The organism is uncultured Veillonella sp. (assembly GCF_963534045.1).
Classification (GTDB): Bacteria; Bacillota; Negativicutes; order Veillonellales; family Veillonellaceae; genus Veillonella.
This window is the reverse complement of record NZ_CAUSQT010000019.1, coordinates 1-25,657: the sequence shown is the minus strand read 5'-3', so window position 1 is coordinate 25,657 and position 25,657 is coordinate 1. Positions and strand designations below refer to the sequence as shown.

General features: G+C 39.9%; 23 protein-coding genes. All 23 read left to right on the top strand.

What is annotated here, in order from left to right:
• Positions 1-7: 7 nt before the first annotated feature.
• Positions 8-979 carry an SIS domain-containing protein gene (locus tag RYP29_RS04790; protein ID WP_105084479.1) on the top strand — a complete coding sequence of 324 codons (972 nt, stop codon included), beginning with the start codon at positions 8-10 and terminating at the stop codon, positions 977-979.
• Entirely contained in the window at positions 979-1,500 is a 522-nt protein-coding gene (locus RYP29_RS04785; RefSeq protein ID WP_311532507.1) for an HAD-IIIA family hydrolase, read from the top strand. Before RYP29_RS04790 ends, RYP29_RS04785 begins: the two co-directional genes overlap by 1 nt.
• Positions 1,501-1,514: 14 nt before the next feature.
• A complete protein-coding gene (locus RYP29_RS04780; protein ID WP_311532506.1) occupies positions 1,515-2,447 on the top strand; it encodes a lysophospholipid acyltransferase family protein in 933 nt (310 codons plus the stop codon).
• Positions 2,434-2,970 (top strand): LPS export ABC transporter periplasmic protein LptC, encoded by a 537-nt coding sequence (gene lptC, locus RYP29_RS04775; protein ID WP_005376610.1) that lies wholly within the window; start codon positions 2,434-2,436, stop codon positions 2,968-2,970. The genes RYP29_RS04780 and lptC overlap by 14 nt, the downstream gene beginning before the upstream one ends.
• A gap of 15 nt (positions 2,971-2,985) precedes the next feature.
• Positions 2,986-3,705 carry an LptA/OstA family protein gene (locus RYP29_RS04770; RefSeq protein WP_005376608.1) on the top strand — a complete coding sequence of 240 codons (720 nt, stop codon included), beginning with the start codon at positions 2,986-2,988 and terminating at the stop codon, positions 3,703-3,705.
• 13 nt (positions 3,706-3,718) lie between these two features.
• Positions 3,719-4,438, top strand: a complete 720-nt coding sequence (gene lptB / locus RYP29_RS04765) for an LPS export ABC transporter ATP-binding protein (protein ID WP_005376602.1) — start codon at positions 3,719-3,721, stop codon at positions 4,436-4,438.
• Positions 4,439-4,446: 8 nt separating this feature from the next.
• On the top strand, positions 4,447-5,538 hold the full coding sequence (locus RYP29_RS04760) for an LptF/LptG family permease (RefSeq protein WP_005376634.1): 1,092 nt from the start codon (positions 4,447-4,449) through the stop codon (positions 5,536-5,538).
• 45 nt (positions 5,539-5,583) lie between these two features.
• Complete coding sequence (locus tag RYP29_RS04755; RefSeq protein WP_311532505.1) at positions 5,584-6,792, top strand: DUF3084 domain-containing protein; 1,209 nt, start codon at positions 5,584-5,586, stop codon at positions 6,790-6,792.
• Positions 6,793-6,888: 96 nt separating this feature from the next.
• The gene (locus tag RYP29_RS04750) at positions 6,889-7,413 is read left to right on the top strand and encodes a hypothetical protein (RefSeq protein ID WP_311532504.1); all 525 of its coding nucleotides are present in this window, start codon (positions 6,889-6,891) and stop codon (positions 7,411-7,413) included.
• A complete protein-coding gene (locus tag RYP29_RS04745; RefSeq protein WP_311532503.1) occupies positions 7,406-8,275 on the top strand; it encodes a YitT family protein in 870 nt (289 codons plus the stop codon). The genes RYP29_RS04750 and RYP29_RS04745 overlap by 8 nt, the downstream gene beginning before the upstream one ends.
• A 10-nt stretch (positions 8,276-8,285) precedes the next feature.
• Complete coding sequence (lepB, locus tag RYP29_RS04740) at positions 8,286-8,858, top strand: signal peptidase I (protein WP_311532502.1); 573 nt, start codon at positions 8,286-8,288, stop codon at positions 8,856-8,858.
• 252 nt (positions 8,859-9,110) lie between these two features.
• Positions 9,111-10,382 carry an S-layer homology domain-containing protein gene (locus tag RYP29_RS04735; protein WP_311532501.1) on the top strand — a complete coding sequence of 424 codons (1,272 nt, stop codon included), beginning with the start codon at positions 9,111-9,113 and terminating at the stop codon, positions 10,380-10,382.
• A gap of 461 nt (positions 10,383-10,843) precedes the next feature.
• The gene (locus RYP29_RS04730; RefSeq protein WP_311532500.1) at positions 10,844-12,106 is read left to right on the top strand and encodes an S-layer homology domain-containing protein; all 1,263 of its coding nucleotides are present in this window, start codon (positions 10,844-10,846) and stop codon (positions 12,104-12,106) included.
• A 559-nt stretch (positions 12,107-12,665) separates the two neighbouring features.
• Complete coding sequence (locus RYP29_RS04725; RefSeq protein ID WP_311532499.1) at positions 12,666-13,910, top strand: putative porin; 1,245 nt, start codon at positions 12,666-12,668, stop codon at positions 13,908-13,910.
• Between the two features lie 107 nt (positions 13,911-14,017).
• The gene (locus RYP29_RS04720) at positions 14,018-14,830 is read left to right on the top strand and encodes a Cof-type HAD-IIB family hydrolase (RefSeq protein WP_311532498.1); all 813 of its coding nucleotides are present in this window, start codon (positions 14,018-14,020) and stop codon (positions 14,828-14,830) included.
• Between the two features lie 11 nt (positions 14,831-14,841).
• Complete coding sequence (rapZ, locus tag RYP29_RS04715; protein ID WP_301835260.1) at positions 14,842-15,753, top strand: RNase adapter RapZ; 912 nt, start codon at positions 14,842-14,844, stop codon at positions 15,751-15,753.
• 11 nt (positions 15,754-15,764) lie between these two features.
• A complete protein-coding gene (yvcK, locus tag RYP29_RS04710; RefSeq protein ID WP_301835261.1) occupies positions 15,765-17,114 on the top strand; it encodes a uridine diphosphate-N-acetylglucosamine-binding protein YvcK in 1,350 nt (449 codons plus the stop codon).
• Between the two features lie 12 nt (positions 17,115-17,126).
• Positions 17,127-18,074, top strand: coding sequence for a DNA-binding protein WhiA (gene whiA, locus RYP29_RS04705; RefSeq protein ID WP_005383011.1), 948 nt, complete (start codon positions 17,127-17,129; stop codon positions 18,072-18,074).
• A 4-nt stretch (positions 18,075-18,078) separates the two neighbouring features.
• Positions 18,079-20,760, top strand: coding sequence for an ATPase (locus RYP29_RS04700; protein ID WP_311532497.1), 2,682 nt, complete (start codon positions 18,079-18,081; stop codon positions 20,758-20,760).
• 289 nt (positions 20,761-21,049) lie between these two features.
• Positions 21,050-22,000: an aspartate carbamoyltransferase catalytic subunit gene (locus RYP29_RS04695; protein ID WP_005377928.1), complete on the top strand. Its 951-nt coding sequence runs from the start codon at positions 21,050-21,052 to the stop codon at positions 21,998-22,000.
• A complete protein-coding gene (locus RYP29_RS04690; protein ID WP_005377927.1) occupies positions 21,984-23,270 on the top strand; it encodes a dihydroorotase in 1,287 nt (428 codons plus the stop codon). The genes RYP29_RS04695 and RYP29_RS04690 overlap by 17 nt, the downstream gene beginning before the upstream one ends.
• Positions 23,270-24,337: a glutamine-hydrolyzing carbamoyl-phosphate synthase small subunit gene (carA, locus tag RYP29_RS04685; RefSeq protein WP_005377893.1), complete on the top strand. Its 1,068-nt coding sequence runs from the start codon at positions 23,270-23,272 to the stop codon at positions 24,335-24,337. The genes RYP29_RS04690 and carA overlap by 1 nt, the downstream gene beginning before the upstream one ends.
• A gap of 1 nt (position 24,338) precedes the next feature.
• On the top strand, positions 24,339-25,657 hold a 1,319-nt coding region (gene carB / locus RYP29_RS04680; RefSeq protein ID WP_311532496.1), incomplete at its 3' end, for a carbamoyl-phosphate synthase large subunit.

The window sequence follows — 25,657 nt, the reverse complement described above, 5'->3', positions numbered from 1 at the left end:
GATAGTATTGGATATTTTAGAACAGGCTGCTCAAGTGCTTCATGAGGAAGCACAAGCGATAGAACAGTTAATAACGACATTAGATCAAAGTTTTGTAAATGCTGTTAACATGATTCTTGCATGCAAAGGTCGTGTTGTATGTACTGGTATGGGCAAATCTGGACATATTGGTCGCAAGATTGCTGCTACATTAGCGAGTACAGGTACACCAGCATTATTTATGCACCCAGGGGAAGGTGTTCATGGCGATCTAGGTATGATTACTGAAGATGATGTGGTACTTGCCTTTTCTAATAGTGGGGAAACAGGTGAAATCATTAGTATTTTGCCTTCATTGCGCCGCATAGGTGCTAAATTGATTTGCGTTGTAGGGAAACCTGAATCTACATTGGCTAAAAATTCCGATGTTGTATTATTGGCGCAAGTTGAACGTGAAGCATGTCCGTTAGGATTGGCACCAACTACAAGTACAACAGTAGCATTGGCCTTGGGTGATGCTTTGGCGGTATGTTTATTAGAACGTCATCATTTTACGCCGGAAAACTTCGCTGTTTTCCATCCAGGTGGCTCACTTGGAAGACGTTTATTGTTGACTGTTGAAAATATCATGCATGGCGGAGAAGATAATCCAGTTGTACACAAAGGGGCAACCGTTCGAGATGCTTTGTTTGTAATGACGGAAAAAGGACTTGGTGCCACTAGCGTTATCGATGAAGATGGTCACCTAATCGGTCTTGTAACTGATGGAGATGTGCGTCGTGGTCTTGATTCTGGTAGTAATTTCTTAGAGTGGCCAGTTGAAGATATGATGACGAATATGCCACGTACTATCACAAAGGATAAATTGGCTGCTGAAGCGCTTCATGTAATGGAAAAAAATCAACCTCGCCCTATTACAGTACTACCTGTAGTAGATGAAGAAGGCCATGCAATGGGTATTGTTCACATTACAGACTTACTTCGTCGAGGCATCGTGTAATGAATATTAAGTGGATTATCCTCGATGTTGATGGTGTATTAACAGATGGAAAATTAATCTATACATCGGGTGGTGAAGAAATAAAGGCCTTCTCCGCAAGAGACGGATTAGGTCTAGCTGCCGCTCATAAAGCGGGCATTTCACTAGGCATTATAACAGCTCGTACATCGCCTATGGTGGAACGGCGTGCTAAGGAATTAAAATTTGATGCTTTATTGATGGGGCATGCTAATAAAACAGAGGCTCTACGTTCTCTATGTGAAAGCCATCATATTGAGTTGGCGCATATAGCTTATATGGGTGATGATTTAAATGACCTAGGGGCTTTATCTCTCGTAGGCTTGCCGATGGCTCCTCAAGATGCGGCGGCTGAGGTTAAGAAATTGGCTCAATTTGTATCAAATCACAATGGTGGATCTGGTGCCGTGCGAGATGCTGTTGAATATATTTTAAAAGCTCAAAACATGTGGGATTCAGTCGTAAAAGACTATGCTATGGAGGCTCATAACCATGGTCAATAAAGGAGGTGAGCAGAATGAATAATGAATGGCAATACCATGTCGTTAAGGGGATTAGTTGGCTTGTATGTCGACTGCCGTATAAGCTCATTTTGCTCATAGGTGCTAGCTTAGGACCCCTGTATGGAGTTATTGCAAAAAAGCAAAAGCTAAGAGGCATTAAAAATATAAAAATTGGCATGAATATGAATGACGAACAGGCAGAGGCTTTAATTGAAAAACTATTCAAAAACCTAGGTCGAAGCGTTATGGAAATTCTGTATATGCCGAATTTGACTAAGAAATTTATTAATGAGCATATCGAAATGTGCGGTGTAGAGCATTTGGATAATGCTATTAAAGAAGATAAAGGCGTCATTGTTCTTACGGGGCATGTAGGAAATTGGGAATGGATGGGGGCTGCGTTAGCTGCACATGGTTATCCATCTACAACTATTGTTAAGAAACAACCTAATGCTCAATTTACACGCTTTATGAATGAATATCGTGAAATGGTGGGCCTAGATGTGTTTGCCAGTGGTGGTAATGAAATAGTTTCTGCTGCAAAAGCATTGAAAAAGAAGAAATTGTTGGGCTTCTTGGCCGATCAAGATGGATATATTCATGGGTTACCGGTTCCGTTTTTAGGTCAGCCTTCTTCTGCCGTTGTAGGACCGGCTACATTTGCTAAAAAATTCGGTTCTCCCGTAGTGCCAATTTTTGCATCTAGAAAGCCTGAAGGCGGACATATTGTTCATATTTTGCCATCATTACATTACAATAATAGTGGCGATGATGATGTAGATATGTATACGTTGACAGAAGAATGTGTACGCGTAACAGAAGACTTTATTCGCGAGCATCCGGATGAGTGGATTTGGTTCCAACATCGTTGGATGACTAAGATGAGCGAAATCGTTGATTATGATAAGAAACTAGAGATTCGGGAGAGAGCACATGAAAAACAATAAAAAATTAATCGCTATTGTCGTGGCTATCGTCATTGCTCTAGTTGGTCTAATCGCGTTTATTTTGCATGACTCTGGAGATTCTTCTTCTAAAGGGGCTAATAATGGACAACTGGTGAATTTCCAAGGTGCTGAATTACAAGAAGAGAAAGATGGTAAGTTGGTATGGGCCCTATCAGCAGAGAAAATTGAGTATGACCCACGTTCAAAATCGATTGTACTCACTAATTTGAAGGGCCTTTTCTATCAAGATGATGTGACAACTACGATTACAGCACCTCATGCTGTATTGTCTGGCGATCATAGTTCCCTTGATATTGATGGTGGTGTAACAGCTACCAATACGGAAGGCGCTAATTTTAAGACCGATGCATTACATTTTGATAACAAAACTAAAATGCTAACATCAAAAACGGCTTTCACTTATGATTCAAAAGATATTACCTTAACTGGTGATAAGTTAGAAGGTAATATGTCGTTGAAACAAATCAAAGCGATTGGTCATGCTAAATTGACGAAAAAGTAAAGTTGAGGAATTGCGATGAATAAGAAAAAATATATGGGATTAGCTGTAATCTCAGCAATGATGATGCTATCTGTTACCGCTTGGGCTGCCAATGAAGGTCCGTTGACCATTAGTGCGGATACATTATCCTATGATGGTAATACAGGTCGTGCAGAGGCATCTGGTAATGTAGTAATTACACAACAAGATAAAACAATGACTGGTGCGAATGGATGGTACAATACTAAAACTCGTGAAGCATCCCTAGAAGGTGGCGTTTCCATGATTGGTGATAATATGTCCATGTCCGCACAATCTGTACATAGTGTAAATGATAACCAGTTCAGTGCAGAAGGGGATGTTCATTTGCAACGGGATGATCGCCAAATCTTTGGTGACTCTGTTGAGTACAACTCTGATACTGAATATGGTAAGGTAGTGGGAAATGCTAAATTAATTGCAGAAGGCACTACATTGACAGGTAATCAAGTAGAAGGTTGGTTGAAAGAAATTCGCGCCGTTGCACAAGGTGGTGTAACATTTAATAATCCAGATAAAAATGTATCTGGTTCGGCGGATCGTGCTACATATACGCAAACGCCTAATCAAAATGATGGGGTTGTATTGCTTACTGGTTCAGCACATGCAGTACAAAATGGTAATGTGTTGAATGCTCCTGAGTTAAAATTGTACTTGAAGGATAACTCTGCGGAAACATTAGGCGGACGTAGTACATTAGTTATCACACCGAACTAGTAAGGATTAATGTATGTATATAGAAACTAAGAACCTAGTCAAAACATTTAATGGTCGGAATGTAGTAGATGGTGTAAGTCTTCATGTTGAAAAAGGACAAGTCGTTGGGCTATTGGGGCCTAATGGGGCTGGGAAGACTACATCGTTCTACATGATTGTAGGCATTGAAAAACCGACGACAGGTATTATTACAGTTGATGGTAAGGATATCACGATGTTACCGATGTATAAGCGGGCAGCGGAAGGCATTGGTTATTTACCCCAAGAGGCATCGATTTTTAGATCTATGACGGTTGAGGAAAATATCCGTGCCATGTTGGAAACAACAAATAAAAATCGTGATGAAATCGATCAAATTGTAAACTCTCTTATTGATGAATTTAATATTGGTCATGTGCGAGATCGTAAGGGGATGCAACTATCCGGTGGTGAACGGCGGCGTGTAGAGATTGCTCGCTGTTTGGCTTTAGAACCGAACTTTATCTTATTGGATGAACCATTTGCCGGCGTAGACCCAATTGCAGTTGCCGATATTCAACAAATTATTTTACAGGTAAAAAATAGAGGAATCGGCATTCTTATTACAGACCATAATGTGCGAGAAACATTAGGCATTGTTGATAAAGCATATATTCTAAGCACAGGTAAAATCCTATTGGAAGGTACACCTGATGAAATTGCCAATAATCCAATTGCTCGTGAACATTATTTAGGTAACAATTTTAAATTATAGGAGGGACCATGCGCTTATTAGATAAATATATTTTAAAAGCCTTTGTAGGTCCATTCCTATTTGGGGTATTTGCTTTTACCAGTATTTTCATTGGTACAGGTACGTTATTCCGCATTGCTCAATATATAACAGAATATGGGGCTCCGTTACTACTCGTTATGAAAGCTTTCTTTTTAGCGATGCCAAGCATCATTTTATTGACATTCCCTATGTCTGTATTGCTTGGTTCATTGATGGCTTTCAGCAGACTAAGTAGTACTAGTGAAATCGTAGTTATGAGGGCTGGTGGCCTAAGTTTCTTACGACTTGCAATGCCTGTATATATTTTAGCGTTGCTTATTTCTATTGGTGCCGTAGCATTTAATGAATTTGTCGTACCACGTACAAACAATATGTATCAAACTATTGTGCGCGAAGAAATTATGAAAAATGCATCGCCACAAACGCAAAATCATATTGTGCTAAAATCTATGAATGGTGACAATCTTAGTACATTGATGTATGCTAAACACTATGATAGTGAAAGTAAAAAATTAAGCATGATTACGGTGCAACAATTCAATGATAAGGGTGAGTTGCAACAAGTAGAAAATGCAGAAAATGCTGAATGGAATGGCCAAGTATGGGTCATGCATAGCGGTATAATCTATGACGTATCTGCCGGTGAAGGTGTAGAGCGGACAATGAAGTTTAAAGAACAAGTATTGCCAATTAAATCTTCACCAAATGAAGTACAACAAGATCAACGTAAACCAGAAGAATTGACGATTAAAGAATTGCGTCATCAAATTAAAGCATATAAAGCTGCATATACAAATTCTAATAAACTAGAAATGGAAATGTATCAACGTTTTACCATTCCGTTGGCAAGCTTTGTATTTGCCTTAGTAGGCGCACCGTTGGGCTTACAAAAACAACGGTCTAGTTCGTCTATCGGATTTGGTATCAGTATTTTAATCATCTTTATTTACTATGGTGTGATGACCTTTGCTGGAGCTCTTGGTAAAGGTGGTGCATTACCAACGTGGATGGCAGCCATGATTCCTGATACATTAGGTATCATTGCCGGATTATATTTAAATTGGCGTGTTTCGCGCTAATAGATAGTATGTTAGATTACAATTTATTTTGAAAGGAGGGACGCCATGCTTGTAGGATTAAAGATTCTCGTTATTATTGCTATCATGGGCGGGCTTATTGCCTATATGGGTGATAAACTAGGAACAAAGGTCGGTAAGCGTAGAATGTCCCTCTTTGGATTGCGTCCTAAGCATACATCGATTATTGTAACGATTGTAACAGGTCTACTCGTTGCAGCCGCAACGGTTGGCGTTCTTACAATTACATCGCAAAGTGTACGTACTGCTCTCTTTGGGATGGATCAATTGCGGGCAGATATGAATCAGCTAACAGCAGAGGTAGCTGCTAAAAATGCTGAATTACAACGAGGTCAAGCCCTATTGGAAGCTAATAAAAAAGAATTAGCAGATCGTATGGCTGAGATTGAAACAATTCGCAAAGAGGTTGAACAAAGCCGTCAAGAATTAGCTGATGCAGAGGCTGCAAAGGTTGCTACAGAGGCAGAATTATCTGCATTACAAGCCTCCTATGATGAGGCCTCTAAAAAATTAGCTGCTTTGGAAGCTACACGGGCTAGTATGGAAAAACATATTGCCGACTTACAGAAAACACAAGAAGAGTTAAAAACGGGGATTATTCATCTTAGAGAAGGCACGATTTTATTCCAAGTAGACCAATTATTAGCACAGGCAGTAGTGCGTAATGGTTTATCCCATAATGAAGCGCGTGATGCAGTTAATAGTATTGTGGAAGACACAAATAAACTCGTTCTTCGTCGCTTAGGTGTTGAAGATCATGGTGAATCTGTTGTATATGTAGACCGTCAAAATATAGAGGTTGCCATTTCTAAAATTGAAGAATCCAAAACGCCTATGGTTATCCAAGTGGTTGCAGCAGGTAATATCATTGCTGGTGAACCCGCGGTTGCGACGATTCACGTGTACCCACAACAATTTATTTATAAATCAGGTGACGTGATTGCTACGTCTGTTATCGATGGTGGTAGTAATGCTCAAGTCAATATGCTTCGTTTCTTGAAACAAGTCAATGAAGAGGCTAAGTCTAAAGGGGTTATACCAGATTCGTTATCCGGTGATATTGGTACAATACCTGGAGATGAATTATTTTCGGCGATACGTCGTATTGGTATGTTACATGGCAAGGTATATGTAGAGGCGTATGCTGATGGTGATACATATTCATCTGGCCCTGTACATATTAAATTGCGTATTACACAGATGACAGATACGGGTAAACTTATAAAACCAAATTAGTTTCTATATAAATGGCCTATGTATTAAGATTTAATACATAGGTCTTTTATTTTGTGATAAAATATAACTATTGTATTGAGGAATGAGGAAAATAGTATGAATAATATATCGTATATAGCCGCTGTGGATCCAGGGAATGAAAAGACAGGCGTAGCTATTCTTTCACAAGCAGGTGAGTTAATATATCGAACCATTGTAGAAACTAAGACATTTAATAGTTCCTTTGAAAGTATATTAAGTACTTATCTTGGTATACATCATATCGTATGTGGTAATGGTACCAATCATAAGCATTTGTATCCATCTATACAACAAATTGGGCGCAATCATAAAATTACGACGAGTTTGATTGATGAATCACATAGTACTGAAGAGGCTCGAAAATTGTATTGGCAATATAATCCACCTACGGGGTGGCGTAGATTCGTACCAAAAGGCATGCAATTTCCACCTGAACCAGTAGATGACTTAACAGCCTATGTCATTGGTAAGCGATATACTAAACAATTGAAGGAAGAGGATCATAATAAACTTCAAGACTGTAAAGTAGAAGATGATTTAGAAGCTAAACGTTTAGCGGCAATTAAAAAATTATATAATGAAGGAGATACACATGAGTAATGTGATAAAAAAGATACATTGGTCCAGTATACTACTGCGATGTATTTGGATGATTATAGGGGCACTGATTTATACGGTGGGCCTAGATCTATTTTTAGTGCCAAATAATATCATCGATGGTGGCGTTGTTGGTATATCTTTGATGGCAGCTGAACTTACAGGAATATCGTTTAGTATATTTGTAGTATTAATCAATATTCCATTCTTGTATATTGGCTATCGCATTAATGGCAAGGTATTCACTATATCTACATTATTTTCTATCGTTTGGATGGCTATATTTTCATCCTTTGCCCATGAATTTACACCAATTACAACCAATCCTTTTTTAGGTGCTATTTTTGGTGGCATCATACTTGGTATTGGCGTAGGCCTTATTATACGTAATGGGGGCTGCTTAGATGGGTCGGAAATCGTAGCTATTATTTTTGATAAACGAACTACATTCTCTGTAGGCGAGATTGTAATGGCCATGAATTTAATCATCTTAGGGGCGGCCGGATTTGTATATAGTTGGGATAGTGCCATGTATTCTTTAGTGGCTTATTTTATTGCTTATAAAATGATTGATATTACAATCACAGGCCTAGAGGAATCAAAAGGCGTCATGATTATTACTGATGCAGAAAATTCAGAGAAAATTGCGGATACATTAAATGCAAAACTAAATCGAGGCGTTACCATATTATATGGTGAAGGTGGTTATTTGAAAACACCTAAGCATGCATTGTATTCAGTTGTAACTCGTTTAGAGATTACGCGTTTGAAGGATGCTGTATATGAAGTGGATCCATCAGCATTTATAACCATTCAAGATGTACACGATGTATTTGGTGGACGTTTTACTAAGAGTGGACATTAAGGGGGCTCTAATGAATAATAAATTTGTAAAAGAAACATTAGATTGGATATATGCCATTGTATTGGCGCTAGTTATTGCAATGGTCATTCATATTTTTATCGTACAACCAACACGGGTATCCGGTGAATCTATGGAGGATACGTTACATAATGGTCAATATTTAATCGTTACCAAGTGGCAACATATTATGCGTGATGTACCTGATTATGGTCAAATCGTTATCATTGATAGTCGAGTGAACCGTGAACGTACATGGGCGGATGATGTAAAAGAACCATTGATGAACTATGTTAGTGTTATCGATAAATCTGCTCAAACAAATGATGTGTGGGTAAAACGCGTGATTGGTAGACCTGGTGATACATTGGAGTTTAAAGATGGTCACGTATGGCGTAATGGGGAAGAGTTACAAGAACCTTATACAAAAGATCCAACAATGAACTATAGCCGTTCTACACCTGTTGTAGTACCTGAAGGACATGTTTTTGTAATGGGGGATAATCGAAATCACTCGAGTGATAGTCGATTCATAGGACCAGTACCTGTAGATCATGTACTAGGTTTTGTAGAATATGCCCTATAAAAGGTAACTTTACACAAAATCTAATAGTATTAAGTAGTAAAATGCAATACTATAATTCTTTATATGAGAACGTATATTACAGAAATGCAATATACGTTCTTTTTTATATATTTGATGAAGCATTGTATTGCTTACAATCTATCCCTTTTATACATATAACAATGAATGATTTATATAATCACTATCATTTACAATGATATTGAAAATTGATATTATTTCTATGTTATGTGAATTTTTTTTAGAGAGGTTTAGATGATGAATAAGAAAAATCTATCTTTAGCAGTTGCTGCATTATCTGTTGTAGGTGTAACGACAGCTTTTGCAGCCAATCCTTTTTCTGATGTAACACCTGATAGCTGGGCTTATCAATCCGTATCACAATTGGCTAGTGCCGGTATCATTAACGGTTATCCAGATGGTACATTCAAAGGCCAAAAAGATATTACCCGTTTTGAAATGGCTCAAATGGTTGCTAAGGCGATGGCGAACCAAGATCGCGCTAATGCTGAGCAACAAGCAATGATTAATCGATTAGCCGATGAATTCTCCAATGAATTGTCAAATCTTGGTGTTCGCGTATCTGCCTTAGAGGACCGCGTAGGAAATGTTAAGTTCTCCGGTGATGCTCGTATTAACTATGTTGAAAAAGAAGGCATAGATAATCTAGATTCGGAAGGTAAATTTACGGCTCGTGTGCGTTTGAATATGGATGCTAAAGTTAATAAGAATACATCTGTAAAAGCTCGATTAACTTCAGGCTCTATTGAACTTGGTGATGCAGCTAAAGATCATACTATGTCCTTTGATTTAGCCTATGTAGAACACAAATTTGGCAAAAATCATATGGTAGATATAGGCCGTTATACACAAAGCTTTGGTGATGGTTTAATCTATTCTAGTAACTTCGATGGTATTGGGTATACAACACAAGTAGGGAAGGTAAATGTTAATGCTGCCTACGGTTACCCAACACTAGGTCGCTTTAGTAAGGCCTCTAAAGAAAATAATACCGAAATGGCACTTATTAACCTTAGTGCACCAGTAAATAAACACTTAAATGTAGGTGGTATGTTTGCTCATGTAGGTACTACTAACGTTAAAATGGGCAATGGTAAGACTACTAATGATTTTAACAATGTATATGGTTTTAATGCCCAATACAATATTGGTAAATTTGCCACTAATGCTGAGTGGGTGACCGCAACAGGTCTTAGCAATAGTGATGTTTGGAATGTAGGCGTAAAATGGGGCGACTACAAAATCACTAAGAAAAACTCCTGGCGTGTAGCGCTTGATTACTACAACCAAGAAAAGAATGCTCCTGTATTCAAGACACAAAAATATGAAGGTAATGACTTATATGGTAAATCTCGCTATGAAGGCTATAAAGCATGGCAGCTTAGCGCATCCTATGCACCAGAGAAAAATGTAGGCATTACAACATATTATGGCTTCCATGCCAAAACACAAGAAGGTCATAAGGTAAATGATTACTACCGTGCAGACTTGTTATTTAAATTCTAATTAATACCTATGAAATAAGATCTATCAGAGATGATAGGTCTTATTTTTTGTTATAACTAATTAATAAAAAATATATCTATTAGTTTTATATATTAATTGGAGCAGTATGAGAGCTTAAAACACATTGTTTTACACGTAAAAAAATGAAATTTTACAAAATTTAATTTTGATAAATACAGATAAATACTACTTTTATTGCACAAAATTATTTCATGAAAGAAATTTCATCATATTTAATTGTATAAAATGCTTTACAAATTTGTTGACAGGATGTATATTGACATCACAGAAAGACAACACACCAAGTTGTGGTGATATACAAGAACAGAAGAAGAGGAAACGTGGATACTCATCAGGATGTTCTTATATAGATCATAACTAGATGTACAGTCTTCTGATAATATATATTTTTTTCTAAATTTGTTAGTCAAAAAGACTATATCAGAAAGAAGGAATCTATTATGAAAAAACAATTCGCAGCAGTATTTGCAGCAACAGCTCTCTTAGGTGTAACAAGCGCATTCGCAGCTAACCCATTCTCCGATGTAACTCCTGATTCTTGGGCATACCAAGCTGTATCTCAATTAGCAGCAGCTGGCATCGTTAATGGTTACCCAGATGGTACTTTCAAAGGCCAAAACGATATCACTCGTTACGAAATGGCTCAAATGGTAGCTAAAGCAATGGCTAACCAAGATAAAGCTAATGCAGAACAACAAGCAATGATCAATCGTTTGGCTGATGAATTCTCAAACGAATTGAACAACTTGGGCGTACGCGTTTCCAAATTGGAAGACCGTGTAGGTAATGTAAAAGTAACTGGTGATGCTCGTATCCGTTATCAAGGCTCTGAAGACAAAGGCGTTTACAAAGATGGTAGCAAATCCTTAACTGATGGCCGTGCTCGCGTTCAATTCAATGCAAAAGTAAATGATAAAACTGATGCAGTAGTTCGTGTTAAAGGTGGCTATGAATTCGGTGATGCTTCCAATGGTACAACTGCTAAAATCGACCGTGCATATGTAGATCACAGATTTGGTCAAAACGTATCCGCTAAAGCTGGTCGTTTCAATCAAACAATTGGTGGCGGTTTAATGTATGATGATACATTCGACGGTGCTCAATTGAACGTTGGTAATGATAAAATCCAAGTACAAGGTGCTTATGGTTACATGATGGAAGGCGCTGCAGCAGGCAATGCTAAATCTGATAACCCATCTGTATCTTATGTAGGTGTTAAAGGCAAAATCGGTCAAGAATCCTCCGTTGGTGGTTTCTACTCCAGATTGTCTAGCGGTAAATTAGAACATAATGGCGCTAGCGTTGCTACCGATCACCAAAACGTATACGGCTTCAATGCAGACTTCCGCAAAGATAAAGTATGGGTTGGCGGTGAATGGTTGAAAGCTTCTGACGTAGCTAATTCTCAAGCTTGGACAGCTGGTGTAGGTTATGGTAACTACGACATCGCTAAAAAAGGTACTTGGGATGTGAAAGGTCAATACTTCAACCAAAAAGCTAATGCACCTATCGTAAGCTCCACTTGGGATCAAGCATATGACTTAACTAATACAAATAACGGTTACAAAGGTTATGTAGCAACAGTTGATTACGCTGTACAAGATAACGTAGGCTTAAGCGCTGGTTATGGTTTCAACTCTAAAGACCAAAGCGGTAAAGACTTATCTGATTTCTATCGTGCAGAACTTAACTACAAATTCTAATTGATAATCAAAAAACACTATTATGAAAACCATCTCTTAATAACATATAATAGTATATATAAAGGAGTCCTCCTTGGAGGGCTCCTTTTTGTATGTAAAAATGGTAATATGCAATATGTAGTATGAGTATAAAATGACTCAAACATGAAGTTACATTAATGAGTAAAAATAATTACAATATATTTAATAAGTAAAACTTAATAATTGTGATGAGAATAAATATCATTATAAGAAAAAATGGATAAATTTGTATAAAATTTTGATTTTTTTGAGTCTTAAAAAATTTAGATAAAATCTAAGTTTTTCAAGATTTAGAAATTTAAAATTTTTCAAATGAGAATGTAAATGAGAAAAAAGGGTTTACATCAAAATTTCTTCGTGCTAATATCATGGCAACAAGAAGCGGTAAGCAAAACATACTGAAATCTCGATGAAGAATTATGGCGAGGAAACGTGGACACTCCCAAGAGAATTCTAAATCTTGAAATTAGAATGAATTGTGAATCGCAACTTGTGAAAACAATTTTATTCTTATTTTTCAGAAAGAAGGAATTCAACTATGAAAAAACAATTCGCAGCAATCTTTGCAGCAACAGCAGTTTTGGGTGTAACTACTGCATTCGCAGCTAACCCATTCTCCGATGTAACTCCTGATTCTTGGGCATACCAAGCTGTATCTCAATTAGCAGCAGCTGGCATCGTTAATGGTTACCCAGATGGTACTTTCAAAGGCCAAAACGATATCACTCGTTACGAAATGGCTCAAATGGTAGCTAAAGCTATGGCTAACCAAGACCGTGCTAACGCTGAACAACAAGCTATGATTAACCGTTTGGCTGATGAATTCTCCAACGAATTGAACAACTTGGGCGTTCGTGTAGCTCGTTTGGAAGACCGCGTTGGTAACGTAAAAGTAACTGGCGATATGCGTCTTCGTTACCGCGATCAAGAACATAAAGCAGGTGACACAAATAATGAAAATTCCAAATTCGATGCTCGTGCACGTATCCAATTCAATGCAAAAGTAAATGATCGCACTGATGCAGTAGTTCGTTTAGCTTCCGATAATTTTGTATTTGGTGATGCTAGCCATGGTTCTAATGTTGGTGTTTCCGTAGATCGTGCTTATGTAAATCATAAATTCGGTGAACGCGTATCTGTTAAAGCTGGTCGTTTTGGCCAAGTTGTTGGTGGCGGTTTAGCATTTGATGGTACATTTGATGGTGCTCAATTTAATGCAGGTAATGACAAAGTTAACTTCCAAGCAGCTTATGGTTATGCAGTATCTGGTGCAGCTGAAGGTACAACAAGACAAGATAATCCAGAACTTGCTATCGTTAATTTGAACGGTAATGTTGGTAAACATGCTAATGTTGGCGGTTTCTACACTCATGTAAATGGGGAAGATCTTCAACTTGGTGGTAAAAACGTTAAAAATATTTACGGCTTCAACACAGATCTTAACTTTGATAAAGTTTGGGTTGGTGGCGAATGGTTGAAAGCTTCCAACGTAGCTAAATCTCAAGCTTGGACTGCAGGCGTTGGTTATGGCAACTACAAACAATCTAAACAAGGTACTTGGGATGTTAAAGCTCAATACTTCAACCAAAAAGAAAATGCTCCAATCGTTGATTCTACATGGAACCAAAAATATGGTGCTGATTCCAAAGGTTGGTTAGCGACTGTTGATTATGCATTGCAAAACAACGTTGGCTTGTCCGCTTACTATGGTTTCGACTGGAAAACTCAAAACGGTACTGACAAAGGTGACTTCTACCGTGCAGACCTTAACTACAAATTCTAATTTGATAGTTACAAATATAAAAGGGACTCCTTCGGGAGTCTCTTTTTTTGTACCCCTTATAAATGGTATAATAGATAAATACAGTAATTATATAAGGAGGTCTGCTGATGAATCCTTCTTTTTCACATATTCAGATGGTGGCCATCGATTGTGATGAAACATTATTGCGCAGTGATAATACGGTGTCAGAGTATACTAAGGATGTTCTGCATCGCTTGCAAGATAAAGGCATTCGTATCACTATTGCGACAGGTCGCATGTACCAAACGGCAAAGCCTGTTGGCATGTCATTGCAGCTTGGTAATGTGCCAATGATATTATTTTCTGGAGGTCTTATTCAAGAATTAGAATCAGGTTGTAAGCTATTTGAACGGACTGTGCTATTAGATACGGTACAACGCATTTGGAAAATAGCTAGTCAACATGGATGGCATATTCAATCTTATGTAGATGATCATCTCTTGTGTCATCATCAGGATTGGCAATCGGATGTATATGAACGTCAAACGGGTGCCAAGGCTGAGTTTTTAGGCGATTCTTTGTATGAACTTTCATCAGAGCCAAACAAATTAATTGCCATTGATACTGCTGAAAATATAGATACTATTATTGATATATTGACGCCCATTGTAGGAGATTCTGCTACGTTAGTGCGGAGCCAAAAGGATTTTTTAGAAATCATCGCACCTCATGTATCTAAGGGAGATGCGTTAGAACAGTTATCACAGCAATATGGAATTGGCCTAGACCATATCGTTTCCTTTGGCAATGCAGAAAATGATATATCTATGCTATCTAAAACAGGGTATGCGGTAGCCGTTGAAAACGCTGTAGATCATGTAAAATTGGTGGCTAATGAGGTATGTGGACATCATAATGATGACGGTGTAGCACATTGGATTGAAGAACATTTATTATAATGGAGTAAGGTATGGAAGCATTTCGTTTATTAATCGTAACTGGCATGTCTGGTGCTGGCAAAACACAGGTATTACAGGCTTTAGAAGATATGGGCTATCTTTGTGTAGACAATATTCCACCTGTATTAATTCCAAAACTGAGTGAAATTTGTCGCCAAGGTGGGGACCGTACCAATCGCGTAGCCCTCGTTGTCGATATTCGGGGCGGTGAGTTCTTTGAGGCCTTATCTGCTTCTTTAGAGACTTTGAAAGAGATGAAGGTAGATTATGAAATTGTTTTCATGGATGCTAGCGATGAAACCTTGATACGTCGTTATAAAGAATCTCGCCGTAGTCATCCACTCGCACCAAGTGGTCGCATTACAACAGGTCTAAGAAAAGAACGTCAGATTCTAGATTCTGTGCGTCACAAAGCGGATTATATTATTGATACAACGGATATGAAAACCGCTTCCTTAAAAGAATACTTAAAAAAACGCTTTACTCAAGTGGCGGATAAACACGGCATGTCGGTAACCGTTGTCAGCTTTGGCTTTAAATACGGATTGCCATTGGATGCAGATATGATTTGGGATGTTCGTTTCTTGCCAAATCCGTTCTATATTCCAGAATATCGTCATAAAACGGGACGTGTACAGGTTGTTAATGACTATATTCACTCCTTTGACGTAACGGATGAATTTAAAACACACTATTTTAATACCATGGATTTCCTTGTGCCTAATTATGAGAAGGAAGGGAAAGCACAATTCATTGTAGCCGTTGGTTGTACAGGTGGTATGCACCGCTCCGTTGCAATGGCAGAGGCTTTATATTCTCATTTATTAGAAAAAGGGTATCGCGTTACTGTTGAACACCGCGATATGATGAAAAATAATGTGGAAGAAGATTTTAATCCACATCAAGCAGATCTAGGGGATTAAAAGGGGATTATATGTTACGAAAACGTTGGTTCCGGTGGTTAATCCCGGGCCTTAATATAAAACGTTGGCTTGCTCTCTATAGCTTAGGGGTAGGCTTATTAATCATAGGCATTTCACTATTATTTAACTATCAATGGTTATCGTATATAGAGGATATAGTTCTTGCCTATTCCTATTCCTTAACGGGATATTATAATTACAATGTATTGATTTTAGTGGGCGCAGTACTCATTGGTATTGCGGCAGTTTTAATTTTAGTTGGTACCAGCAAGGTGATTAAAACTATCATTCGTGCTGTTTTACCAGACCCATCCAGCAAGGTATCGGATATTATCTTTCAAAATATCCGCCTCGATAAAGGTCCTAAAATCGTCGTTATTGGTGGTGGTACGGGATTATCCAATTTATTGCGTGGTTTGAAAGCTCACACCTCCAATCTATCGGCTATTGTTACCGTTGCCGATGATGGTGGTTCCTCTGGCCGTTTGCGAGAAGATTTTAAAATGATTGCACCTGGCGATTTGCGCAACTGCCTTGTAGCCCTTGCAGAACAAGAAGGGGTTATGGAAAATCTTTTCCGCTATCGTTTTGAAGGAGACAATGAACTCTCTGGTCATAGCTTTGGGAATCTCTTTATCACTGCGTTGGCACAGGTCTATGATGGCGATGTAGAGGAGGCACTCGAAGCGGCTAGTAAATTATTGCGTGTTCGCGGTCGTGTCATTCCATCGTCTACAGAATTTATTCAACTTAGTGCTGAGCTCATTGATGGCACTATTGTGGATGGTGAAAGCAATATTCCAAACGCAGGAAAGAAAATTAAACGCGTGTTTAGCTCACCTGAACATCCAAAACCAGAAGGGGCTGCATTGCGTGCTATTGATGAAGCCGATGTCATTATATTAGGACCAGGTAGTCTCTATACGAGTATTATTCCTAATTTATTGACAGACAAAATCGCGGACCATGTGCGCGCTAGTAAGGCTAATAAAATTTATATCGCTAATGTAATGACACAACCAGGTGAAACGTCAGGGTACACATTGGCAGACCACGTACAAGCTATTATCGACCATAGTGGGGTAGGTATTATTGATACGGTTCTTGCCAATGATGGACCATTGCCTATTCAAATGGTAGAACAGTATAGCGCAGTTGGTTCAGAACCTGTGGCAATCGATTCTAAACGTTTACAAGACATGGGGATTCGCACTGTTAGAGCAACGCTCATCAGTCAAGAAAAACCTGCTATTCATGATCCAGAACGTCTAGGTAAGGTCCTTATGGATATCATATATGCTATGAAATCAGATATGGAACCACGGGTATTAGAATATTATTTACGTCGTGCCGATCATTAGAAAGGAAAACCTATGTCTTTTGCAGAAGATGTAAAAAATGAATTATGTGCCTATGAGCCTGAAACGGATACCGATGTGGCCATGAAGATTGAAGCATCCTGCTTATTGCGCATGGGTGGTTCCTTATTGCTCGGTATGAGGGGAGCTATCGGTATACGACTAGCCACTGCTAATAATGCGGTGGCTAGACGTTTGCTAGGCATACTTAAAAAACAATACGAATTGCCGACCCATGTTATGGTACGCCAAGGTTTAAATTTGCGGAAAAAGAATATGTATACATTAACGGTGGATCCATCTCAAGAGGGGCGTCAAGCCTTAGAAGATTTGGCATTGTGGCCTGTCACCGAGCAGTTGCCACGGAAGTGGTTACACTCGATGGAGGCGCGACGCGCCTTCTTGCGCGGCGCTTTTTTAGGGGGCGGATCCGTTAATAAACCACAAAGTGATTACCATCTTGAGTTTATGACGGGCAACGAAGCTTTTGCACGAGAAATTGTATATGTATTGAAATTATTTCACATTCATGCAGGCCTAACAGAGCGTAAAGAAGAATATGTGGTATATCTTAAAGAAGGCGATGCGGTAACAAATTGTTTACAGGTCATGGGTGCTCAATCGGCATTGATGGAATTTGAAAATGTACGCATCATGAAGACCGTTCGCAATCAGATCAATCGACAGGTAAATTGTGAGACTGCAAATTTACAAAAAACCGTAGATGCAGCGGTACGTCAAGTGAAAGCCATCCGTATATTGGATGAGCATATAGGTATTGATGCATTGCCGGATAAATTGAAAATTGTAGCTAGATTGCGCTGGAATAATCCGGAAGCAAGTTTAAAAGAATTAGAAGAAATGATGAATGGTACCTTATCTAAATCAGGTATTGGACATCGTTTGAAAAAGTTAGAAGCATTAGCCCTTACATATGATCCTATGGGGCTGGAAGAGGTTTAATATTATGTTATTTAAGAAAACATATAAGCTAGCGACGATGTTAGCAGTTATGGGAGCATTAACAGGTCATGCAGCAAGCGATATTGATTTGAACTCCATAGGATATTTTTCGTTTACTCCATTACCAGCGGAATTACAAGCGCAGAAGGATACATTGCTATTATCTGATAGTCCTGAATATGTAGGTCCCGTAGGCGGCGTTTTAAGTGCTGGTAGCATTAATGGGAAAGGGCGTATCTACTTTTATCATGTAAATGAAATGGCTGAACCTCATAAGATTGCCATTATCTTGGAGAATACCGGTAATGAACCAAATGGCATTGCCGTGTTCCGTGAACTAAAATCCATCGCCACATCAGATTATTTTGCGGCGGGCCGCGATTTATCACGAAAGGAATTAGAGCAACCATTGACGGATAAACCATTGTATTCCTTTGTGATGCCTCCCAAAAGTCGTCAACTCGTATTTACCGATTTAGAACATTCCCCAATACCTAAAGATGCTTTATTTACAGGCATCGTAGATTTGCAAACAAGTGCTCCTGTATTTGCACGGGTTATGATGATTCCTATGAATCTGAACTCTATTGAGTCCTCGTATTGGGTGAATAATTTGCCTATAGACCATGTGCGGTTGCGTGGTACTTTCACCGGTGCTGAGCGCGAAATGGCAGTAACAAAAGAATATAACACCACATTAGGTGGCGCCTATGTAGAACTGGGCAATGATAGAGAAGACCGTTTTGTAGAGGGCGTGGATGAGCTCGATAATAAGGCCTATGTAAAGGATGCAGGGAACTATGGTATTTCTTATACAGTTAAAATTCCTACAAGCGGCGAGGATCCTTTCCGCCTCTATTTCAATCCATTAGGCGGTGGTTATTCGGGGTCTTTTACTGTGAAAGCACAACGTCGTTGGCAGAAGGCTCCTAGTGAAAGCATGACCTATCATATCGGTGGTGATGATGGTTTAATGGCATTAGGTCATAATACTGTATTAGATTCTCGATACATGGGGAACTATTACGGTGGTGATACGTTGACCATCGATTTCATGCCGGCTGGTGCTTCGAATTTACCAGTTCGTTTTTTACTGATTCCAGAAGCGTTAGCCAACCCTCAATATGCGCGCGTATTGGCTACTAATGAAGCTGGTCAGCGTGCATTAGAAGCAGAGGCACAAAAAGAAGCAGCCGAAGCAGCTAAGAAGGTGGCTATTGAAGAAAAATATGTAGCAGCGAAAACGCAAAAAGAAGAACAAGCTCATCAATTAGCAGAGGCAGCTAAATTAGCGGCTGAAAAGGCAGCTGCTGCTCATAAAGCAGCTCAAGATAGACAGGCTGAATTAGATAAACGAGATGCAGAGGAACAAGCTAAACTCAAGGCGAAAGCCGATGCAGCTGCTGAACGAGCACGTGCTAAAGCGGAAGCTGATCGACAATTGGCTGAACAAAAAGCTAAGGCTGATGCCCAAAAAGCGGAAGCAGCACGCATTGCAGCAGAGCAAAAGGCGAAAGATGATGCGGCTAAGGCTGAAGCGGCTCGTATTGCAGCCGAACAAAAAGCCAAGGCTGATGCTCAAAAAGCAGAGGCAGCACGCATCGCAGCCGAACAAGCAGCTCGTGAAAAGGCGGAACGTGAGCAAGCTGCTCGAGAAGCAGCCGAGCAAAAAGCTCGTGAATATGCAGCAAAATTAGAGGCACAACGTTTAGAAGCGCAGCGTAAGGCTGAAGAAGAACGCATTTTGGCTGAACAACGAGCTGAGGCTGCACGCATAGAGGCAGAACACAAAGCGGCAGAACAAGCGGCTAAAAACGAAGCAGAACGCCAAGAAGCGGCTAGAAAAGCAGAAGCGGCGCGTCAAGAGGCGGCTCGTCAGGCCGAGGAAAAACGCAAGGCTGCAGAAGCCAAAGCAGAGGCTAATCGAATTGCAGCCGAAGCAAAACGCACTGAAGAGGCTAGAAAAGCCGAAGAAGCTCGTCAGGAAGCATTGCGCAAGGCCGAAATGGCTCGACAAGAAGCTGCTCGTAAAGCTGAGGAAGAGCGCCTAGCAGCTATTGCAAAAGCTCAAGAAGAAGCGCGTAAAGCCGAAGAACGTCGTATTGCAGAGGAAGCAAAACGGGCCGAAGAAGCGCGTAAAGCCGAAGAAGCACGCCGTGCCGAAGAGGCTCGTAAGGCAGAGGCTGCAAGAATTGCGGAAGCAGAACGTATTGCGGAAGCCGCTCGACAAGCTGAGGAAGCACGCATCCGCGAAGAAAATCGCGTTGCAGAAGCGGCACGTAAAGCAGAGCGTGAACGGATTGCTAAGGAACAAGCAGAAGCGGCTAGAAAAGCCGAAGAAGCTCGCCAATTGGCTGAAAAACGGTACCGTGAATACGAAATTGCTCAAGAACAAGCCAAAGAGGCACGCCGTCGTGCTGATATTCAACGGGAAGCTCAGAAAAAAGCAGCTCAACGGGCTGAAGAAATCCGCTTAGCTGCACAACGACAAATTATCGCTAAGCGAAACGCAGAAATTGCACGTCAAAAATTGGCAGAAGAACGTGAAGCAGCGCGTATTGCAGCACAAGGTGGTAAACGTCGTAGCTTTGCTGAGCTAAATGATGTTAATACATCTGTCGACCAAGATGAAGATACTACACAAAATGCTGTATCTATTGATCAGTTGACAAGAAAACAACAGTAAAGGAATCGGTGAATTTACATATTAAATCGGATGCCTTTTGAGGCATCCGATTTGTGTTTCTTCATGGGAATTACATTGACTTTCACAGGTAATTTCAGTACAATGAATAGAGATAAGTGCAATATACAGTACGAGATACTGTAGCATTACAAAATCCCTTTTAAATTGGTCCAGAGAGGCTAAAAAAGGACATATAGTTGAAGCGCCCTCAAGGGCTTCTTTGTGCAAACTATTCGACCTTTTGCCCTGGGGCAAGAGGTCTTTTTTGTTATACGGTTAGGAGGCAATCATGGGACAAGTGAGCTTGCATGGCAAACATTTGTTAGGGTTACAACATGCTACACCTGAAGAGATAAAATTAATTCTAGATGTAGCGAAAAAGATGAAGAAGGTTGTTTTGTCTGATGACAAAAAAATCCCTTATTTGAAAGGTAAGGCGATTATCAATCTATTCATGGAACCTAGTACACGTACGCGTAGTTCCTTTGAACTAGCAGGTAAATATTTAGGGGCAGATGTAATCAATATTACACCAAGTGGTTCCTCTATGGGTAAGGGTGAAAGCTTTCGCGATACATTATTAACATTGTCCTATATGGGGACGGATGCTATCGTAATGCGCAGCAGTGCAGAAGGGGCTCCTCTTTATGCGACAAAAGCCGTTGATCCTATCATTATCAATGCTGGCGATGGTGCCCATGAACATCCAACACAAGCATTGCTCGATATGTTCTCCATCATTGAACGCAAAGGTTCATTAGAAGGTAAAAAAGTTGTTATCGTAGGCGATATTATGCATAGCCGTGTAGCTCGCTCCGATGTTTACGGTCTTACTAAAATGGGGGCCGACGTTCACTTGGCAGGTCCTCGTACTATGCTCTATCCTGAGCTTGAAAAAATGGGTGTTACCATTCATCACGATGTGCGTGAAGCTGTAAAAGATGCAGACGTTGTCAATGTACTTCGTATTCAATTAGAACGCATTCACTCCGCTCTATATCCAACAAATCGCGAATATGCGCGTATCTTTGGTATCAATAAAGATGTATTAAGCCTAGCAAAAGATGATGTTATGGTTATGCATCCAGGCCCAATGAACCGTGGCCTTGAAATTTCCCCAGATGTAGCCTACTGGGATCAATCCGTAATTCAAGAACAAGTACGCAATGGTGTATCCGTTCGTATGGCTGTGTTGTACTTAACAATTCATGGAGGTGACGGTAGTGAGCTTGCTTATTAAAAATGGTACGGTAGTCAATCCGGCAAAACAACAACATGAAGTAGCAGACGTTCTCGTGAAAGATGGTAAAATTGCAGCCATCGGTCAAAATTTAAGTGCAGATGGTGCTGAAGTATATGATGCAACAGGACTTATTGTAGCACCGGGTCTTATCGATATTCATACACATTTACGCGAACCAGGCCAAGAAGCAAAAGAAGATTTCCATTCTGGTACACAAGCGGCAGCTGCTGGTGGTTTTACACGCGTCGTAACCATGGCGAATACAACACCAGTAGTAGATAATGCGGCTCTTGTACGAGGTTTGAAAAAACAAGCTGAACTTACTGGTGTCGTAAAAGTAGAATTCATCGGTGCTGTATCCAAGAACCTTGAAGGTAAAGAACTTGCTGAATTAGGTGATATGGCTGAGGCTGGTGTTGTAGCGTATTCTGATGATGGACACTATGTAGAAAGTGCTGCTTTCATGCGTCGTGCGTTGGAATATTCATCCATGTTCAATAAAATGGTTATCGACCATGCAGAAGATATTAGCTTGACTAAAAATGGTCATATGCATGAAGGTTTCGTATCTTATGAAATGGGCGTTATCGGACGTCCTGCAGTCGCTGAAGATTTGGCGGTAGCTCGCGATATTTTACTAGCGGAAATGACAGGTGGTCATATCCATATCGCTCACGTAAGTAGTAAAAATACGGTTGATATGGTACGTCGTGCAAAGGCTAAAGGGGTTAATGTAACTTGTGAGGTAACAAGCCAACATCTATCATTTACTGATGAATATTTGCGCGAATATAATCCGGCTTTCAAAATGGCACCGCCAATTCGTTCTGAAGATCATCGTCAAGCATTGCTAGAAGGTTTAAAAGATGGCACCATTGATGCTATTATCACTGACCATGCACCACATGCATTCGAAGAAAAAGACCACGAATTCTGCTGTGCGCCAAATGGTTTTAGCGGGCTTGAAACATCCTTGGCTGGCGTTATTACTAATGCCTATGGCCCAGATAAACTTAGCATCGACCAAGTGGTGTACTACATGAGTACACGTCCAGCTGAATTGATGCATCTAGATGCAGGTGTTTTGGAAGTTGGTAAACCAGCGGATATTACAGTATTCTCTACTACAGAACAATGGACTGTAGATAGAAATAAATTCTATACAAAAGGTAAAGTCAGCCCATTTGATGGCATGATTGTTACTGGTAAAGCAAAACTTACCGTTGTAGACGGTAACATCGTTATGAAGGAGGGCGTGGTCCTATAATGAAAGGCAAATTAGTTCTGGAAGATGGTTCCGTATTTGAAGGTTCCCTATTAGGCGGCGCTCCTACAGTGGGCGAGGTTGTGTTTAATACAGGCATGACTGGATATCAAGAAATTTTGACTGACCCATCCTATGCGGATCAAATTATTACATTAACATATCCACTCGTTGGTAACTATGGTACATTAAATGCTATTACACAAGGTCCTAAACCATACTGTAAAGGCTTTATCGTAGGTGAACTATGTGATTTCCCATCCAATTGGCAAAATGAAGGTTTGTTCAGCGAATATTTACGTTTGCATGGCATTCCTTGCCTCTATGATGTAGATACGCGTGCTATTACGCGTACTATTCGTAACCATGGTGTTATGAAAGGCGTACTTGTGCGTGCTGATTATCCGATGGAAGATATTCAAAAATTATTTAAACAAGATTTGCCTACAGACCAAGTTATGCGCGTCACTACAAAATGGCAAGGCATGCGTGGCGATAAAAATGCAGAATTCCATGTGGCTGTAATGGATTATGGTGTAAAAGAAAATATTCTTCGATCCTTAGAGCTTGCTGGTTGTCGTTTAACTGTATTTCCAGCAGATTCTAAAGCAGAAGATGTACTCGCTGTTAATCCTGATGGCATTTTCTTGTCCAATGGCCCTGGAGACCCTCAAGATCTAGGTTATGCGGTAGAAGAAGTGAAAAAAATGTTTGGTAAGAAACCAATCTTTGGTATCTGCATGGGGCACCAAGTATTGGCACAAGCATACGGCGGCACTACATTCAAACTTAAATTTGGTCACCGTGGTTCTAACCACCCTGTACAAGATCTTCGTACAGGCCGTGTATATATTACATCTCAAAATCATGGCTTTGCCGTAGATGATTCTTCTTTGCCTGATTATATTGAAATCACACATCGCAGTGTGAATGATGGTACTGTAGAAGGTATGCGCCACAAAGAATTGCCAATCTTCTCCGTACAATACCATCCAGAAGCGTCCCCTGGACCTACTGATAACCTATATTTGTTTGATGAATTTGAAGATATGATGAGAAAGGGAAAATAATATGACCACAGAAGCAAAAAAAGTACTCGTAATTGGTTCTGGTCCAATTATTATCGGCCAAGCAGCAGAATTCGACTATGCTGGTACACAAGCGTGCCGTTCCCTTCGTGAAGAAGGCTATAAGGTAGTATTGGTTAACTCTAACCCTGCAACAATCATGACAGATACAGATATTGCAGACCGTGTATATGTAGAACCTATTAGCCTTGAATTCGTAACGGAAGTTATTAAAAAAGAACGCCCTTGGGGCTTATTGGCAACATTGGGTGGCCAAGTAGGTTTAAATATGGCCGTTCAATTATCCGAAGCTGGCGTACTCGAAGAGTATGGCGTTAAGTTACTTGGTACGACATTAGAAGCTATTAAACATGCAGAAGACCGTGAATTATTCAAGGAAGCGATGAAGGAAATCAATCAACCAGTTCCTGAATCCGACATCTTCAATGACCTTGAAGAAGCTGTAGCCTTTGCAAATCGCATCGGCTATCCTATCATCATCCGTCCTGCTTATACATTGGGCGGTACTGGTGGCGGTATTGCACATAACGAAGATGAAATGTATGAAATCACACGCCGTGGTTTGAAACTTTCACCAATTCACCAAATCTTGGCGGAGCGTTCCGTTGCAGGTTGGAAAGAAATCGAATATGAAGTCATGCGCGATAGTGCAGATAACTGTATCATCGTATGTAACATGGAAAATATCGACCCTGTTGGCGTACATACTGGTGACTCCATCGTTGTGGCACCAAGCCAAACATTGAACGATATTCAATACCAAATGCTTCGTACTGCATCTGTAGATATCATTCGCTATTTGAAAATCGAAGGTGGTTGTAACGTACAATACGCTTTGAATCCAGATAGCAACGAATATATCGTTATCGAAGTAAACCCTCGTGTATCCCGTTCCTCTGCATTGGCATCTAAAGCAACTGGTTATCCAATCGCTAAGGTAGCTGCAAAAATTGCAGTAGGCATGACATTGGATCAAATTACCAATGCTGTAACAGGTGAAACAAAAGCGTGCTTCGAACCAACACTTGACTATGTGGTAACTAAATTCCCTCGTTGGCCATTTGAAAAATTCAATTTGGCGGATCGCACATTGGGCACTCAAATGAAGGCTACAGGCGAAGTTATGGCTATTGACCGTACCTTGGAAGGTTCTTTATTGAAAGCTATCCGCTCCTTGGAAATCGGTTTGGACCATATTGAGCTTAAGAAAATCGCTCATGAGTCCATGGAACAATTGATTGAACGTTTACATTTAGTAGATGATGAACGTATCTACGTTGTGGCTGAAGCACTTCGCAAGGG